Source organism: Caulobacter sp. AVps16 (genome assembly GCF_058681455.1).
This window is the reverse complement of the sequence record NZ_CM178739.1, coordinates 3,884,086-3,899,610: the sequence shown is the minus strand read 5'-3', so window position 1 is coordinate 3,899,610 and position 15,525 is coordinate 3,884,086. Positions and strand designations below refer to the sequence as shown.

Annotated in this window: 14 protein-coding genes; 10 read left to right on the top strand and 4 right to left on the bottom strand. The window is 69.2% G+C overall.

Features of this window, described 5'->3' with window-relative positions; all coding sequences use genetic code 11:
- Positions 1–12 precede the first annotated feature (12 nt).
- The 5 genes from rdgB to ACW17U_RS18670 are packed head-to-tail and all read left to right on the top strand — an operon-like array spanning position 13 to position 3,887.
- On the top strand, positions 13–615 hold the full coding sequence (gene rdgB, locus ACW17U_RS18690) for an RdgB/HAM1 family non-canonical purine NTP pyrophosphatase (RefSeq protein WP_062150144.1): 603 nt from the start codon (positions 13–15) through the stop codon (positions 613–615).
- Positions 608–1,756, top strand: a complete 1,149-nt coding sequence (gene hemW, locus ACW17U_RS18685; protein ID WP_492054336.1) for a radical SAM family heme chaperone HemW — start codon at positions 608–610, stop codon at positions 1,754–1,756. Before rdgB ends, hemW begins: the two co-directional genes overlap by 8 nt.
- Positions 1,757–1,810: 54 nt before the next feature.
- Complete coding sequence (gene rsmI, locus ACW17U_RS18680; RefSeq protein WP_492054335.1) at positions 1,811–2,701, top strand: 16S rRNA (cytidine(1402)-2'-O)-methyltransferase; 891 nt, start codon at positions 1,811–1,813, stop codon at positions 2,699–2,701.
- Complete coding sequence (locus tag ACW17U_RS18675; RefSeq protein ID WP_492054334.1) at positions 2,698–3,075, top strand: YraN family protein; 378 nt, start codon at positions 2,698–2,700, stop codon at positions 3,073–3,075. The genes rsmI and ACW17U_RS18675 overlap by 4 nt, the downstream gene beginning before the upstream one ends.
- The gene (locus ACW17U_RS18670; RefSeq protein WP_492054333.1) at positions 3,072–3,887 is read left to right on the top strand and encodes a SirB1 family protein; all 816 of its coding nucleotides are present in this window, start codon (positions 3,072–3,074) and stop codon (positions 3,885–3,887) included. The genes ACW17U_RS18675 and ACW17U_RS18670 overlap by 4 nt, the downstream gene beginning before the upstream one ends.
- Before the next feature lie 500 nt (positions 3,888–4,387).
- Here the strand turns inward: ACW17U_RS18670 and ACW17U_RS18665 are convergent, their stop codons facing one another.
- Entirely contained in the window at positions 4,388–6,481 is a 2,094-nt protein-coding gene (locus tag ACW17U_RS18665) for a PDZ domain-containing protein (RefSeq protein WP_492054332.1), read from the bottom strand.
- 502 nt (positions 6,482–6,983) lie between these two features.
- On the opposite strand from ACW17U_RS18665, the gene gshB reads away from it, so the two are divergent.
- The 3 genes from gshB to ACW17U_RS18650 all read left to right on the top strand — a co-directional run bounded on the left by gshB (position 6,984) and on the right by ACW17U_RS18650 (position 10,059).
- Positions 6,984–7,931, top strand: a complete 948-nt coding sequence (gene gshB, locus ACW17U_RS18660) for a glutathione synthase (RefSeq protein ID WP_492054331.1) — start codon at positions 6,984–6,986, stop codon at positions 7,929–7,931.
- Positions 7,932–8,068: 137 nt separating this feature from the next.
- Complete coding sequence (locus ACW17U_RS18655; RefSeq protein ID WP_492054330.1) at positions 8,069–9,619, top strand: YifB family Mg chelatase-like AAA ATPase; 1,551 nt, start codon at positions 8,069–8,071, stop codon at positions 9,617–9,619.
- Positions 9,620–9,795: 176 nt separating this feature from the next.
- Entirely contained in the window at positions 9,796–10,059 is a 264-nt protein-coding gene (locus ACW17U_RS18650) for a hypothetical protein (RefSeq protein WP_492054329.1), read from the top strand.
- A gap of 59 nt (positions 10,060–10,118) precedes the next feature.
- On the opposite strand, the gene ACW17U_RS18645 is transcribed toward ACW17U_RS18650, so the two are convergent.
- Positions 10,119–10,757 (bottom strand): glutathione S-transferase family protein, encoded by a 639-nt coding sequence (locus ACW17U_RS18645; protein ID WP_492054328.1) that lies wholly within the window; start codon positions 10,755–10,757, stop codon positions 10,119–10,121.
- Between the two features lie 135 nt (positions 10,758–10,892).
- Here ACW17U_RS18645 and ACW17U_RS18640 point away from each other — a divergent pair, with 135 nt between their 5' ends.
- Both ACW17U_RS18640 and ACW17U_RS18635 read left to right on the top strand, forming a co-directional pair.
- Positions 10,893–12,443, top strand: a complete 1,551-nt coding sequence (locus ACW17U_RS18640) for a response regulator (protein ID WP_492054327.1) — start codon at positions 10,893–10,895, stop codon at positions 12,441–12,443.
- 32 nt (positions 12,444–12,475) lie between these two features.
- On the top strand, positions 12,476–14,185 hold the full coding sequence (locus ACW17U_RS18635; protein ID WP_492054326.1) for an AmpG family muropeptide MFS transporter: 1,710 nt from the start codon (positions 12,476–12,478) through the stop codon (positions 14,183–14,185).
- Between the two features lie 34 nt (positions 14,186–14,219).
- Here ACW17U_RS18635 and ACW17U_RS18630 read toward each other — a convergent pair whose 3' ends face one another.
- The gene (locus ACW17U_RS18630; protein ID WP_062150183.1) at positions 14,220–15,047 is read right to left on the bottom strand and encodes a S1 family peptidase; all 828 of its coding nucleotides are present in this window, start codon (positions 15,045–15,047) and stop codon (positions 14,220–14,222) included.
- A 24-nt stretch (positions 15,048–15,071) separates the two neighbouring features.
- Positions 15,072–15,500 (bottom strand): DUF350 domain-containing protein, encoded by a 429-nt coding sequence (locus tag ACW17U_RS18625; RefSeq protein ID WP_062150186.1) that lies wholly within the window; start codon positions 15,498–15,500, stop codon positions 15,072–15,074.
- Between the last annotated feature and the right edge of the window lie 25 nt (positions 15,501–15,525).

The following is a 15,525-nucleotide window of genomic DNA, read 5'->3' as shown; positions in this document are numbered from 1 at the left end:
AAGGAGCCGATCATGGCGCTGAGACTGGAGCCTGGGCTTAAGCTCGTAGTGGCCACACACAATCCCGGCAAGGTCCCCGAGATCGCGGCCCTGCTGGAGGGACGGTTCGAACTGGTCGCCGCCGGCACCCTGGGCCTGCCCGAGCCGGAAGAGACCGAGACGACCTTCGTCGGCAATGCCCTGCTCAAGGCCCGGCACGCCGCCGACCTGTCGGGCCTGATCGCCCTGGCCGACGATTCCGGACTTTCGGTGACCGCGCTCGGCGGCTCGCCCGGTGTCTATTCGGCGCGCTGGGCCGGGCCCGGCAAGGATTTCGCCCAGGCCATGGCCAAGGTCGAGACGCGGCTGGAAGAAACCGGCTCGGACGATCACAGCGCCTGGTTCACCTCGGCCCTGGCCGTGGCCTGGCCCAACGGGCCTTCCGTAGTGGTCCAGGGCGAGGTCCACGGCACCCTGACCTTCCCGCCGCGCGGCACACGGGGCTTCGGCTATGATCCGATCTTCGTGCCCGACGGCCACGCCCTGACCTTCGGCGAGATGGAGCCGGCCGCCAAGGACGCCATGAGCCACCGGGCCCGGGCCTTCGAAAAGCTGAAGGCCGCGCTGTTTGAGTGAGGCCGCCCCCCTCGGCGTCTATATCCACTGGCCCTATTGCGCGCGGATCTGCCCCTATTGCGACTTCAATGTCGTGCGCGACCGGGGGCGGACCGAGGAACAGGCCCAGCTGGCCGACGCCATCGTCGCCGACCTGGTGGCCCAGCGCGCCCTGACCGGACCGCGCCGGCTGCTGTCGATCTTCTTCGGCGGCGGCACGCCCTCCCTGATGGATCCGGCCCAGGTCGCCCGCGTGATCGAGACGGCCAGGGGCCTGTGGTCGCCGGCCGACGATCTGGAGATCAGCCTCGAGGCCAATCCCACCGACGCCGAGGCCGGCCGCTTCGAGGCCCTGGCGGCGGCCGGCGTGGCCCGCCTGTCGCTCGGCGTCCAGTCGCTGCACGATGAGGCCCTGGCCCTGCTGGGCCGCAATCACGATGCCGGATCGGCCCGTCGGGCCATAGCCGTGGCGGCCCGGACCTTTCCGCGCCTGTCGGTCGACCTGATCTATGCCCGCCCCGGCCAGACGGTCGAGGCCTGGCGAGCCGAGCTGGAAGCCGTGCTGGCCCTCGGGCCCGAGCATGTCTCGCCCTATCAGCTGACCATTGAGGCCGGCACCGCCTTTGATCGGGCAGTGGGGCGCGGCAAGCTTGTCGTGCCGGACGAGGACCTCGCCCACGACCTGTTCGAGACCACCCAGGCCGTGCTGGAGGCCGCCGGTTTCGACGCCTATGAGGTCTCCAACCATGCCCGGGGCGAGGCGGCGCGGTCGCGGCACAATCTCGTCTACTGGCGGGGCCACGACTATGTCGGCGTCGGCCCCGGGGCCCATGGCCGCCTGACCCTGGCCGACGGCCGCATCGCCACCACCGCCCATCGCCGGATCGCCGACTATGTGGCCGCCGTGCGCGACACCGGTCTCGGCTTCGAGCGCGAAACCCTCTCGGCCAGTGAAGCCGCCGAGGAGCGGCTGCTGCTGGGCCTGCGGATCGACGAGGGCGTGGCCTTTGAGGACCTGGCCGAGCTGGGCCTGAGCGCCGCTACCGCCAAGGTCCGCCACCATGTCGAGCTGGGCCTGCTGGCCGATGACCCCCGGCGGTTGCGCGCCACCCGGGCGGGGCGCATGGTGCTGGACCGGCTGACAGGCGCGCTCGCGACCTGATAGGACTGCGCTCCGAAACAGTCCCGCGTCTCCCGGCGCGGCAAGGATCCCCGCGTGAGCCGCCACCCCGACCCGCCTGCCCTGTCCGACGCGCCCCTGGCCCCGGGCCTCTATCTGGTGGCGACGCCGATCGGCAATCTGCGCGACATCACCCTGCGGGCCCTGGACGTGCTGAACGCCTGCGACGTGCTGCTGGCCGAGGACACCCGCGTCTCGGGCAAGCTGCTGGCCGCCTACCAGATCTCCAAGCGGCTGGAGCGCTATGACGAACATGTCGCCGACCGGGTAACGCCGAAGATCCTTGAGCGCCTGGAGGCCGGCGAGCGGGTGGCCATGGTCTCCGACGCCGGCACGCCGATGGTCTCCGATCCCGGCTTCCGCCTGGCCCGCGAGGCGATCGCCGCCGGCCATCAGGTCTTTCCGATCCCCGGGGCCTCAGCGGCCCTGGCGGCCCTGACCCTGGGCGGCCTGCCCACCGACCGCTTCCTGTTCGCCGGCTTCCCGCCGCCCAAGAGCGCCGCCCGCAAGACCTTCTTCGAGGAACTGGCCCCGGTCCGCGCCACCCTGATCTTCTATGAAGGGGCCTCGCGGGTCGCCGACAGCCTGGCCGACATGGCCGCCGTCTTCGGCCCGCGCGACGCCGCCGTGGCCCGCGAACTGACCAAGCTCTACGAGACCTGCATCCGTGGCCCGCTGGATGTGCTGGCCGCCGATCCGCGCTTTGACAGCCCCAAGGGCGAGATCGTCATCCTGGTCGGCCCCGGCTCGGAAGCCCCGGTCCAGGCCGGTGACGCCGAAAGCGCCCTGCGTGAGGCCATGTCCCGCCTGCCCCTGGGCGAGGCCGCCTCCGAGGTGGCCAAGGCCCTGGGCCTGCCGCGCCGCGACCTCTACCGCCAGGCCCTGGCCCTGAAGGACGCCGCCGCCGAGGCGGACGAGGCGGGATGACCGCCGCCCGCCAGGTCCGGGGTGCCCAGGCGCGCCAGTCTGGCCGTCGGGCCGAGGTGCTGGCCGCCGCCTGGCTGATGCTGAAGGGCTACCGGATCCTCGGCTTTCGCCTGGCCACGCCCCTGGGCGAGATCGACCTGCTGGCCCAGCGCGGACCGGTTCTGGCGGTGATCGAGGTCAAGCAGCGGGCCCGGCTCGACGATGCGCTCGATGCCGTGACCGCCGACCAGAGGGCCCGCCTGCGCCGCGCCGCCGCCCATATCGCCCGCTCGCGTCAGGGCCTGAGCCCCCTCACCGTCCGCCTCGACCTGATGGCCATGGCCCCCGGTCGCTGGCCCCGCCACCTGCGCGATGCCTGGCAGGAGGGCTCATGAGCCGCGAGGCGGCCGAGGCGGTGCTGACGCGGGTCGGCCAGGGCTCCGATGCGGACTTTCCGCTGTTCGAGGCGGCCCTGGCCTGCGCCCTGCATGACGACCCCGATCGCGATCCGGCCCCGGCCCTCGCCCTGGCCCGGGAGGCCGGCGAGCGCCTGGCCGAACGCCTGCAGTCGGAATCCCCCGAGGAGGCCGTCGCCGAGGCCCTGGCCGGTGACCTGCAGCTCAGCGGCGACGTCACCACCTATGACCATCCCGACAATGCCGATGTCATCGCCATAGCCCGCCGCCGCCTGGGCCTGCCGGTGGGGCTGGGGGTCTTCTACCTGCACGCCGCGCGGACGGCGGGCCTGGCCCTGCACGGCATCGACTTTCCGGGCCACTTCCTGCTGCGGATCGAGTCCGAAGTCGGGCCTCTCGCCCTCGATCCGTTCGGCGAGGGCCGGGTGGTGCTGCCCGCAGAGCTGTCGCGGCGGGCCCTGCGCACCGGCCTGATGCCCGATGTGGCCGCCCGCTTGGACCTGCTGATGGCGCCTGTGACCGATCGGGCAGTCTTGATCCGCCTACAGAACAATGTCTTTGCCCGCGCCCAGCAGGCCCGGGACTGGCCGAGGGCCGAGCGCTCGGCCCTGCGCCGGGCCCTGCTCAATCCGGCCGACCACCGCCCCTGGCTCGACGTCGCCGCCGCGCGTGAGGGCCAGGGTGCTCTGGCTGGGGCGCTGCAGGCGCTGAGCCGGGCGCAGACCCTGGACGGCGGTGCAGCCATCGCCGCCCGCGCGGCGCGGGAGCGGGTGAGGTTGCGGCTGAACTAGGGAGGGCTGGTGCCCCGGTTCGGCCTGCGCCGGATGCGGTCAGGCCGAAGGGCTGTTGAGGATGGGGGGCGGAACTCGAACCCCTCTCTCATAGAGAGAGGGGTTCAGTAGGTCCGACATGGGTCGGGAACGGAAATCACGTTACTGCCTGAAATCGGACATTGGAGCTTTGGTCCGGAAGCGGACATCGCCAAGGTAAGACAAGGATGGAAAGCGACAGGAACCGCTGCGCGCCTTCAGCCGTCCTCGGCGCGCAGGCCTCAGACCCGTCCTGAGCAAACGCTGGCATCGCCATTGGAGCTGTTGCCAACAAAGCCATCACTCGAAGGCTCATGGCTTCCTCAAGCGCCAAAGAGAATGGTTGGTCGTACGAAGCATTTTAGCGCAAATTCGGGCCTCACATGAACGCTAGTGTTTGCGTCTACTCCGGAAATGGTGGGAAGCACTCGTCGATCGTCAAGAACCGGAATGAACGGGTTCAAGTCCCTGGCCCTTAGTCCCTAGAAATACCGCACACAACTCGGCCGCCCCGTTGGGCACTTCCAAGTCATCCGCTCAACGAAGACGCCGAATCGCTTGGCGATATCGGCGGTGTCGGTTGGGTGAAGTGGATAGCCGCAACCGAACACCTTGTAGGGGCCAGACGTGCCAATCTCGCGCATGTTGGAGCTGCAGGTGGCGCTCAGTTCATTGCGCCAGTTCGGCTTATCGAAGTTCACATAGTTCATTTGCAGCGCGCCGGTGCACCGCCAGTTGCCGTATTGAGCCTGGGGCCCGCTCAATTCACAGAGCGTAACGGCCTCGTACCAGGTCGGCCCCTCAGGAACGGACCCCGCCGGCGGTCGACCCGGGGCGGGTGCGGTGCCGGGCGGTCGAGGTGAGCCGGGCGTTCCGGGGACGCCGCCGACCCCGGGGACGCCGCCTGAGACGCCGCCACTGCCATTGCCGCTTGCGCCGGGTCTTGCGCCGCCGTTCGGGCCGCCTTGCGCCACCTGGCGTGTCGGGGCCGTGGTCTTGGCGCAGCGCGGCGCGGCGGCGTTGCGCGGGTCGTAGCAATTCAGCTCCGCCGCACCGGCTTGCGGGCCGTTGCTAACGAACGCCGGGGGTGCCTGGCCGTTCGTGGGTGCGATGATGGGATCGGGGAAGCCACCCAGCGGTGTCTGACCGAGTTGTCCCTCCACCCTCGTTCGGGTTGTTGGAGCGAGTTGAGGCGCTGACGATCCCCCGGCGGCGGTTTGACTTGCGCCACGCCGGGTGGCTTCCTGCGCCGCGACGGCACGATTGGCTTCGGCTTGGGCAATTTGCTGGGCAACACGATACTGCCGGTCGGATTCAGCGGCTGCGTCGATTATGGCCTGAGAGCGGGCGTTGGCTTGGTTTGCTTCCTGCATCCCCGCCGCGTAGCCCTGCCCGACGGCGACTGCGCCCTGCATCAGCAGGCCAAACATTTCGGTGCGGTCCTGAGCCGCGCGAGCCTTAGCCGCCTGTCTCTCCTGCGTGGCGATCGCAACCTGTCTCTTTACTTCTTGCCATTCGACGGTTTCGCGGGGCGTCTGTTCGCGCAGGCTAATCTCATAAGGCTCGGCAGAGAGGGGGCCCTGCACATGCAAAAAAGTTTTGCGACCGGCGGCAGTCACGAAATTGACGTCGACAGCGTTTTCACCGAGACCATAACCGCCAATTGACCAAGGCAGGCCATAGCCGCAGTTGTCATACTGGATATCAATCCTCAGGCTCTTGCGATTTGCCGTGACTCGCGCTCGTAAATTTCTGGCCTCGCTGCTCAGAACTTCTATGCAGTCCGCTTTCCAACCCCAGCCAGATACTGACTCAGCGTCATCGCGTTCTAGCATTCCTAGAATGACTTCCCCGATGCGGATCGGATCAACCGTATAGGAGGGTCCGCTCCAGATAGATCCGGTCCGCTTCTCGGGTCGAGAGGCGTTGACCTTCGGCGTCAGGACGGGAGCAGTGCTTGGGACAATCGGAAGGTCCCAAGCGGCACCACCACGCTGGATCTTCACTATGATGCTACGCTCGACCACAAGCCCCTGGAGGGCGGCTTTGAGGGTGGAATCGTCTTGGACCGTCTTGCCCGCTAAGGCCAACACTCGATCCCCCGTTTGGATGCCCCCCTGTGCAGCGGGGCCGCCGGGCCAAACGCTGGATACGTATGCGCCAGCAACCCCATTAGCCTTTCCGAGCGAAAGCCCAAGCCAGCCCTGGTTTCCGTGGAGCCCTATGTCTTCGGCGTCGACCTTCATTGCCGTACAGGTTTCGGGGCTGAGTTTCGGCGCGTTTGGTGCGCAGAGTTCGCGATAGGCCTTGGCCGCCTCACTGCCGGGCTTAGCCGCACTGTCGATATCGCGTTTCATTGCCTGGCAAGTAGTAGCGCTGAGCGTAGGATCGCTCGGCGCGCAGAGCCGCGCATAGATCGCCGACGGAGACTCTGCCGAAACGGCGGGTGCGCTTGCCGGTGAGCTGGCCGGAGAAGCTTTGCCGGGGCCGAGCAATCCGCCCAGCAGACCTTGTGCCTGAGCCACGCCGCAATCTGCCGCAAGCAGGACCAGGGCCAATACAAGCTTCTTGAACATTCAGACTGCCCCAAGGGGCCATCGCCCCTAGCAAAAGTCAGAAAGTGTGAGTTGGATGTCAAGAACTGCGGAAGCCCCAAGGCCCGCAACGGGTCGGAAGCACGCCTTGCCTTCCCGCCCGAAAGCGGACGCCCCAGCGTCTCGCTCATCCTTACATCTCCTGGATGGCTGTAGCGTGCCGGTCTGACCTGGTTGGTCAAGGACTGGCCTGCGGCCAGCCGCTGCGCGGCGGCGCGGAGCGCCGTACTTGAGCAACCAGGTCAGACCGGTGATCCTCTCGCCGTGAGATTTAAGGAGGACTCCCTTCGGCGCGAAGGCGAGCGGGGCGCCCAATATCTCCCCGTCACTCCCGCCACAAGGGCGGGAATGACGGCGATGGTGTTGAGAGTGTGCATCAGGCCCCGCCAACTCCCCCCTCGCATTCCCCCCCTTGCCGCCTTAACTAGGCAGTCGCCGTGCGGGACGCCCCGCGTCGCCGCGCCAGCCTGATCCGGAGTCGTCCATGTCGTTGAGAGTCGCCGTCCAGATGGACCCCGTGCAGGGGATCAATATCGACACCGACACCACCTTCCAGATGATGATGGAAGCCCAGACCCGGGGTCACCGGCTGTGGGTCTATACCCCCGACAAGCTGTCGATGGAGGACGGCCGGGTCTTTGCCCGCGCCCAGTCCCTGGTCCTGACCGCCACCAAGGGCGCGCACGCGACCCTGGGCGAGGTCGTGCTGCTGGACATGAAGGACGATGTCGATGTGGTGCTGATGCGCCAGGATCCGCCGTTCGACATGGCCTATATCACCGCCACCCACTTCCTCGAGAAGGTCCACCCTCACACCCTGGTGGTCAACAACCCGGCCGAGGTGCGCAATGCGCCCGAGAAGCTGTTCGTCACCGATTTCCCCGGCGTCCAGCCGCCGACCCTGATCACCAGCGACCATGAGGCGATCTACGACTTCCGGGCCCGGCACGGCGACATCGTGCTGAAGCCCCTCTATGGAGGCGGCGGATCGGGTGTGGCGCGGCTGCTGGCCGATGACCCCAATCTCGACGCCCTGCTGGAACTGCACGCCATGATCGGCCGCGAGCAGGTGATCGCCCAGAAATTCGTGCCGGCCGTCAGCAAAGGCGACAAGCGCGTGCTGCTGGTCGACGGCGAGCCGGTGGGCGCGATCAACCGCGTGCCGGCCGCCGGCCAGGTGCGCTCCAACCTGCGGGTCGGTGGCCGGGCCGAGGCGGTCGAACTGACCGCCCGAGATCTGGAGCTCTGCGCCATCATCGCCCCGGAGCTGAAGCGGCGCGGCCTGCTGTTCGTCGGCATCGATGTGATCGGCGAGTACCTGACCGAGATCAATGTCACCTCGCCGACCGGGGCCCAGCAGCTGAAGCGGTTCGGCGGCGCGGATGCCTCGGCGGTGCTGTGGGATCGTATCGAGGCCATCCGGGCGGGCTAGGCCTGATCCGTCGCGGATCGGGGCCTTGGCGGAACCGCTAAAACCCTGATTTCCCAAAATGTTCGTTTTTCGTTCTTGCTACGCCCTGTGTCGCGTGGTTGGCTTGTGGATAAGTCCAACCCAACCCTGAGGCGGGCATGGCCGCGAAGGTCGTCACCGTGGCTTTCGAGGGCGTCGAGGCCCGGCGCGTCGATGTCGAGGTCCAGCTGACCACGGGCCAGCAGGTCTTCGTCATTGTCGGCCTGGCCGACAAGGCCGTGGCCGAGAGCCGCGAGCGGGTGCGCGGGGCCTTTGCCGGTCTGGGCCTGTCCCTGCCGGGCAAGCGCATCGTCGCCAACCTGGCCCCGGCCGACATGCCCAAGGAGGGCACCCACTTTGACCTGCCCATCGCCCTGGCGGTGATGGCGGCGATCGGGGTGGTGCCTCTGGATGCCCTCGACGGCTGGGCGGCCATGGGCGAGCTGTCCCTGGACGGACGGATCGTGCCGGCCGCCGGAGCCCTGCCGGCAGCCATGGCGGCCGGGGCCCTGGGCCTGGGCCTGATCTGTCCCGAGGCCAGCGGGCCGGAAGCGGCCTGGGCCGGCGGCACCCGTATCCTGGCTCCGCGCTCGCTGGTGGCCCTGATCAACCATTTCCGAGGCAGCCAGGTCCTGGGCGCGCCTGCCCCCGGTCCGGTGATCGAGGGCGAGCGGGCCAGGGACCTGCGCGACGTCAAGGGTCAGGAACACGCCAAGCGCGCCCTGGAGATCGCCGCCGCCGGGGGTCACAACCTGCTGTTTGTCGGCCCGCCAGGTTCGGGCAAGTCGATGCTGGCCCAACGCCTGCCGGGACTGCTTCCGCCGCTGTCCTCGGCCGAGCTCCTGCAGACCTCGATGGTCCATTCCGTAGCCGGACTGATCGCCCGCGGGGCCCTGACCCGGGCGCGGCCGTTTCGCGCGCCGCACCACTCGGCCAGCATGGCGGCCCTGACCGGCGGCGGGCACAGGGCCAAGCCCGGCGAGGTCTCCCTGGCCCATAATGGCGTGCTCTTCCTCGACGAGCTGCCCGAGTTCGGGGTCCAGGCGCTGGACAGCCTGCGCGGCCCGCTGGAGACCGGCGAGGTCATGGTGGCCAGAGCCAATGCCCATGTGCGCTATCCGGCCAAGGTGCAGCTGGTCGCCGCCATGAACCCCTGCCGCTGCGGCCATGGCGGCGCGGGGCGCGGCTATTGCGGCAAGGCTCCCCGCTGCCAGCGCGACTATCAGGGCCGGGTCTCGGGACCGCTGATGGACCGCATCGACCTGTCGGTCGACATGCCCGCCGTCACCGCCGCCGACCTGGCCCTGCCGCCGCCGATCGAGGGCTCGGCCGAGGTCGCGGCGCGGGTGGCCCGCGCCCGCCAATTGCAGATCGACCGGGCCGAGGCGGCCGGCAGTTTCGAGACGCTCAATGGCCGGGCCGAGGGGGCCTTTCTCGAAAAGATCGCCGGCCTGGACGAGGCCGGCCGGTCCCTGCTGGCCCGCGCCGCCGAGGCCGGCCGGATCAGCGCCCGGGGCTGGACCCGGGTCCTGCGCCTGTCGCGCACCATCGCCGATCTCGAGGGCGCTGACGGGGTGCGCCGCCTGCATGTGGCCGAGGCCCTGGCGCATCGACGCTCAGCCGCGCCGGGCGAGGAGGCGACGCCGGGCCTGGGACAGGGGGCGGTCTGAGCGGTCCGGTCCGCGCGACGCGACGGGGCCCCGGCGCGGGCCTGGCCCTTGTCGCTTGAGCCTTGGCGCTTGACGCACCCGGCCGAACATCGCGAACCTTCCATCCGGATCGTGCCGGATCCCTGACTGATCGCCCTGCCCCCGAACCCCGGGGCGCGCCTTGAAAGACCCGCCCCATGCGCCTCGCTCTTACCGCCTCACTCCTGCTGCTGTCCCTCGCCACCACGGCCTGTACCGACAGCAAGCGCGCCAGTCGGGAAGCGACCTGGAGCGACAAGCCCGCAGACATCGTCTGCTGGACCTATGGCACCCAGACCTATGCCGGACGTTCGACCGGCAAGGTCGAGTATGACGAAGGCGGCCGGATCTCGTTCGTGGACGCGGCCCATGGCCGCTACACCACGATCGAGGGCGACTGCCGGGTCGTCTACGCGAAATAGCGATCGGCCGGCGTCAGCCGCAGGGCTGAACCGGTCAGACCGCGCCGCGAGGTCCGGATTCACGCCGGCGGCTGGGCACCGGCCGGGATGAGCGCATTGTCGATCTCATCGGCCCGCAGATTGGCGGGGCGCTGAAGGTGCGGTGCCACATAGGCCTCGAACGCCGCGCGCGTCTCGATCGTCCCGAAGCTCATCCCCCAGGACAGGTGAGAGGCGAGATAGAGGTCTGCGGCCGTAAAGCGGTCGCCCACCAGATAGACCCGGTCCCTGACCGCCGCTTCGACGGCGTTCAGGACATCCATCATGCAGCCAAACCCCAGTGACGTGCGCTGCTCAGGCGTCGGTTCAAGGTTAAGCGCCTGACTGGCCACGGCCTGCTCGATCGGACCGGCCCCGAAGAACAGCCAGCGATAATAGGGACCGCGCAGCGGACTATGGGCCGGAGGGGCCAGGCCGGCCTCGGGAAAGGCATCGGCAAGATAGGCGCAGATGGCGGCGCATTCGGTGACGATGACCCCGTCATGGACGATGGCCGGCACCTTGCCCATGGGATTGATGGCGAGATAGTCGGCGGACCGGGTGTCTGCGGTCTCCCAGTGAAGGACCCTGGTCTCATAGGCCTGACCGATCTCTTCCAGCATCCAGCGGACGATGCGGCCGCGCGACATGGGATGGGTGTAAAAGACGAGGTCGGACATGAGCGGCTCCTGGTGTCGGCAGCAGCCTATCCCGAGCCTGCTGACAGCGGAGTGGCAGCAGTCCTTCCCGATCAGCGACGCGGATCCCTCCGCCTTTGACCGGGTGTTAAGTCGCAGCCGCTAGGCTCCACGCCCATGAGCATTCCCCGTACCTCAGACGGCGTCACGCCCGAACAGCTGGCCACCCTGAGCCATGAGTTCCGGACGCCCCTCAACGGGGTTCTGGGCATGGCCCGGCTGCTGGAAGGCACCCGCCTGACCGCCGAGCAGCGGGCCTATGTCACCGCCCTGCGCGAAAGCGGCGACCACCTGCTGTCCCTGGTCAATGACGTGCTGGACTTTGCCCGCCTGGGGGCCACGGCCATCGATCTGACGCTGGCCCCGGTCGATATCGAGGCCCTGCTGCGCCAGGTTGCCGAACTGATGAGTCCGCGCGCCCAGGAAAAGGGTATCGAGATCGCCTGGGCCGTCTCGGCCGGCCTGCCGACCATCCTGGCCGACGAGGGCCGGCTGCGGCAGATCCTGCTGAACTATGCCGGCAATGCCGTGAAGTTCACCGAGACCGGCGGGGTGCTGCTAACGGCCGCGACCACCGCCGGCGGCCGGGTCCGGTTCTCCGTGGCCGACACCGGGCCGGGTGTCGATCCAGACGCCCGCGAGCGGATCTTCGAGGCCTTCGTCCAGACCGATGCCAGCCATCGCACCCAGCTGGGCGGCTCGGGCCTGGGCCTGGCCATCGTCTCGCGCCTGACACGGGCCATGAACGGCGAGGCCGGGGTCGCCGGCGAGGTCGGCCAGGGTGCCGACTTCTGGTTCGAGGCCGCCTTTGAGCATGCAGCCACTGCCGGCGCTGATCCGGCGACGCCCCTGCGCCCCCTGGCCGGACGGGTCGTGGCCGTGGCCTCGGCCAATGCCATTGTCCGCACGGCTACCGCGCGCCAGATCGAGGCCGCCGGTGGACGGGCCGTGGTCGCCACGACCGTGGCCGGAGCCCTGACGGCCGCCCCCGCCGAGGCGGTCCTGCTGATCGACGCTGCCCTCGCGGGACCGCGCGGGCCCCTGCGGCCTCCGGTCGGCCGCCGGGCCGTGGTCCTGCTGACCCCGGACCAGCGCGGCCGCATCGACCGTCTGAAGAGCGCCGGTTTCAGCGGCTATCTGATCAAGCCCCTGCGGGCCGCCTCGATCGTCGCCCAGGTGCTGCAGGCCACCACCCAGAGCCCCCAGCGGGCCGAACGTCCGGCCGAGGACGATCGCATCGCCCCGGCCGCCGCCCCCGGCGTCCGGGTGTTGCTGGCCGAGGACAATCCGATCAATGCCCTGCTGGCCCGCACCCTGCTGGAACGCGAAGGCTGCAAGGTCGACCGCGTCGCCGACGGCGAACAGGCGGTCGCAGCCCTGTCCAGCGACAGCTATGACCTGATCGTCATGGATCTGCGCATGCCGGTCCTGAACGGCCTCGACGCCACCGTCCGCCTGCGCGAGCAGGGGGTCAGCACCCCGATCGTGGCCCTGACCGCCGACGCCTTCGACGAGGACCGCCGGGCCTGTCTGGCGGCCGGCATGAACGACTTTCTGGTCAAGCCCCTGACCCACACGGCCCTGCGCGACGTGCTCACCCGCTGGACAGGCCCCAATGCCCCCGGCGTCTGGACGAAAACCGCGACGCGGGCCAAGGTCGCCGGCTGAGGCCGGGGCGTTCCCCGCCAGGGGGACGCCGCATGACAGACCAGCCCAAGGCCGCTTCGGAAGGGGCCGCGCCGAAGAAGACCCTGCTCCAGACCCTGGCCTTCTTTCTGGAGCGCCGCAGCCTGGTTATGCTGGGCCTGGGGTTCGCCTCCGGCCTGCCCTACATGCTGATCTTCGACACCCTGTCGCTGTGGCTGCGCGACGCCGGCCTGTCCCTGGCGGTGATCGGCTTCTTCAGCCTGGCCACCCTGAGCTTCTCGTTCAAGTTCCTGTGGGCCCCGCTGATCGACCGCGCCAGGGTCCCGGTGCTGCACGGTCTGCTGGGCCATAGGCGGGCCTGGATCCTGGTCTTCCAGACCGCGATGATCCTGGGCCTCTGGACCATTTCGACCCTCAATCCCGCCTCGCAGCTGGCCGCCCTGGGCGCGGCCGCCGTGGCGGTCGGCTTTGCCACGGCCTCGCATGACATCGTCATCGACGCCTGGCGGATCGAGGTCGCCGACAAGGAAGAACAGGGGCCGATGGTGGTGGCCTATCAGTGGGGCTACCGGGTGGCGATGATCGCCGCCGGGGCCGGGCCCCTGCTGCTGGCCGAGCGTTTCGGCTGGAACTTCTCCTATGCCGTCATGGGCGTGGTGGTCGGCATCGGGGTCCTGGCCACCCTCTGGGCCCCGCGCGAGGCCGAGCACACGGTGCGGCCGATCCCGACCGGCGACGTCAACCAGCCCCGCGCCCTGGAGATCCTGGAATGGATCGCACGACTGGCCATTCTGCTGGTCGGGGCCCTGGCCCTGGGCTCGGGCCTGTCGGGCGATGCTTCCCTGCTGTCGAAACTGGTCGGCGGCGAGGCCCTGGCCGAGGCCTGGAAGGCCAAGCCCAACGGCGTCTGGCTGCAGTTGCTCGGCGTCCTGGCGGGCCTGGGCATCGTGGTCGTGGCCGCCTGGCCGATCCCCAAGGTGCGCACCAAGCCGGGGGTCTATATGTCGGCCGCCTTCGGCGAACCCCTGATCGATTTCACCAAGCGCTTCTCGGGCGTGGCCGGGCTGATCCTGGCGGCGATCTGCGTCTATCGCGTCTCGGACTTCGTGCTCAACATCATGAACCCGTTCTATCGCGACATGGGCTTTACCCTGGTCGAGATCGCCGAGATCCGGAAGGTGTTCGGCATCGTCGCCTCGATGATCGGCGTCTTCCTGGGCGGGGTGATCGTGGCGCGTCTGGGCCTGATGCGCGCCCTGGTCATCGGGGCCTTCGCCCAGCCGATCAGCAACCTGTTCTTTGCCTGGCTGGCGATGAGCGGTCACAGCGTGCCGGTGCTGTTCTGGGCGATCTGTATCGACAACCTGGCCGGCGGCATCGCCGGCACGGCCCTGATCGCCTACATGTCCAGCCTGACCACGGCCGGTTTTACGGCCACGCAATATGCCCTGTTCTCATCGCTCTACGCTCTGCCCGGCAAGCTGATCGCCTCGCAGTCAGGCCGGATCGTCGAGGCCTCGGCCATCGCTGCCGAGGCAGGCGGCCCGATCGGTGCCCTCAAGGGCCTGTTTACCCGCCTGCCGCCGGAAAGCTTCACCGCCGCCGGGGCCAAGCTCGGGGTCAGCGCCCCGGCCATGGCAGCGGGCTATACGGCGTTTTTCCTCTACACCGCCCTGATCGGCATTGTGGCCATCGTGCTCTCGTTCATGGTTGCGGCGAAGCAGGGCGAGATTGACCGACGGGCGGAAGCGGCGACGGCTTGATAGTCCTTCCCCTGAAGGGGGAGGACTATCGACCTCAAGTCCCCAGACAGACCACCTGGGCTACGCGCAGGTCGCGCCTCAGGCCGTCGGCCACGCGGCCATAGTTCTCGGTGGTGATCGCCTCGCCGACGGCGAAGTCGCTGCCGCGCCGGTGGGGGCCCAGCAGGGTGCGCAGGGTCTCGGGGGCGGTCGTATAGATCCGGCCGCGACGGGGGCTCTCGGCGACGGTGACGCCGATCACCCGGCCCGCACTGTCGAGGGCCGGGGCCCCGGAGAGGCCAGCCAGGGTGCCTTTCAGGGTGTCGGTGCGCCCGACCTCGGCCCAGACCAGCACCGGTTCGGTCCTTGCGCCACGACCATGGACGACCAGGTTCTCGCGGCCCAGCAGGCGCGATGCCGCCTCGCCCGGATGGCCCTGGGGGAAGCCCGGATGATAGGCCCGCGCCCCGCGCCGCAGGGGCTCCTCCAGACCCAGGGGCACGGCCGGAGCCCCGCCCTCGGTGGTAAGGATGGCCGCATCGGCACGCGGGTCGAGGGTGATCTTGGCCGCGACGCCGCGGCCGTCGGCCACGACGATGGCGGCTGACTTGCAGCCATCGACGACATGGCGGGCGGTCAGCCAGGTGCCGTTGTCACCGACCGAAAAGGCCGTGCCCGAACCCGGCTCGGGCTTGCTCGGCACCTGAACGACAATGGACGGATCGAACGGTGAGGCCGGTCCCAGCGGCAGGCCCTCCTCGCCCGGCACCGGCGGCGGCGGCGGCGGGGCGTCGGAGCGCTCCTGCCGGCCGACCGCGACAATCAGCAGGGCGCTGACGGCGGCGGCATAGACCAGCCAGTCGGGGAGCTTGGGAAAATGCACGGGCGGGGCCCTCGCTTTTCCGGATCAGCCGGCCACGGCGGCGGCGAGGATCAGGGCGGTGGCCAGCTTGGCCCCCACCAGCAGGGCGGCGGCGGCGACCTCGCCCTCATGGATGCGCTCGGGCAGGCCCTGCAGCACCATGTCGGTCAACCGGAAGACCAGCAGCTGCACGGCAATCGTGGCCGCGCCCCAGATGACGATCTCGATCACCGAGGTCGAGGCGGTCAGGGAAATGGCCAGCGGAATGGCCAGGCCCACCATGACCCCGCCCAGGGACAGGGCGGCGGCCGAATTGCCTTCACGGATCAGCTTGATCTCGCGGTGCGGGGTCAGCATCGCATAGAGGGCCGTGCCGATGATCAGCATCAGCAGGGTCACGCCCGCATGCATCAGGGTAACGGGGAAGCCCGTGGCAAAGGCCTGGACCTCGGGCGACTGGAGCTGGGACGGCATGAACGCGGATACCCTTGGAACGAAG

Excerpts from the sequence above, each read along its gene's own strand:
- ACW17U_RS18635 (WP_492054326.1), top strand. The coding sequence starts at position 12,476 with ATGACAGACCAGCCCAAGGCCGCTTCGGAAGGGGCCGCGCCGAAGAAG.
- ACW17U_RS18655 (WP_492054330.1), top strand. The coding sequence starts at position 8,069 with ATGGCCGCGAAGGTCGTCACCGTGGCTTTCGAGGGCGTCGAGGCCCGG.
- ACW17U_RS18640 (WP_492054327.1), top strand. The coding sequence starts at position 10,893 with ATGAGCATTCCCCGTACCTCAGACGGCGTCACGCCCGAACAGCTGGCC.
- ACW17U_RS18675 (WP_492054334.1), top strand. The coding sequence starts at position 2,698 with ATGACCGCCGCCCGCCAGGTCCGGGGTGCCCAGGCGCGCCAGTCTGGC.
- gshB (WP_492054331.1), top strand. The coding sequence starts at position 6,984 with ATGTCGTTGAGAGTCGCCGTCCAGATGGACCCCGTGCAGGGGATCAAT.
- ACW17U_RS18650 (WP_492054329.1), top strand. The coding sequence starts at position 9,796 with ATGCGCCTCGCTCTTACCGCCTCACTCCTGCTGCTGTCCCTCGCCACC.
- rdgB (WP_062150144.1), top strand. The coding sequence starts at position 13 with ATGGCGCTGAGACTGGAGCCTGGGCTTAAGCTCGTAGTGGCCACACAC.
- ACW17U_RS18665 (WP_492054332.1), bottom strand. The coding sequence starts at position 6,481 with ATGTTCAAGAAGCTTGTATTGGCCCTGGTCCTGCTTGCGGCAGATTGC.
- ACW17U_RS18645 (WP_492054328.1), bottom strand. The coding sequence starts at position 10,757 with ATGTCCGACCTCGTCTTTTACACCCATCCCATGTCGCGCGGCCGCATC.
- ACW17U_RS18625 (WP_062150186.1), bottom strand. The coding sequence starts at position 15,500 with ATGCCGTCCCAGCTCCAGTCGCCCGAGGTCCAGGCCTTTGCCACGGGC.
- ACW17U_RS18670 (WP_492054333.1), top strand. The coding sequence starts at position 3,072 with ATGAGCCGCGAGGCGGCCGAGGCGGTGCTGACGCGGGTCGGCCAGGGC.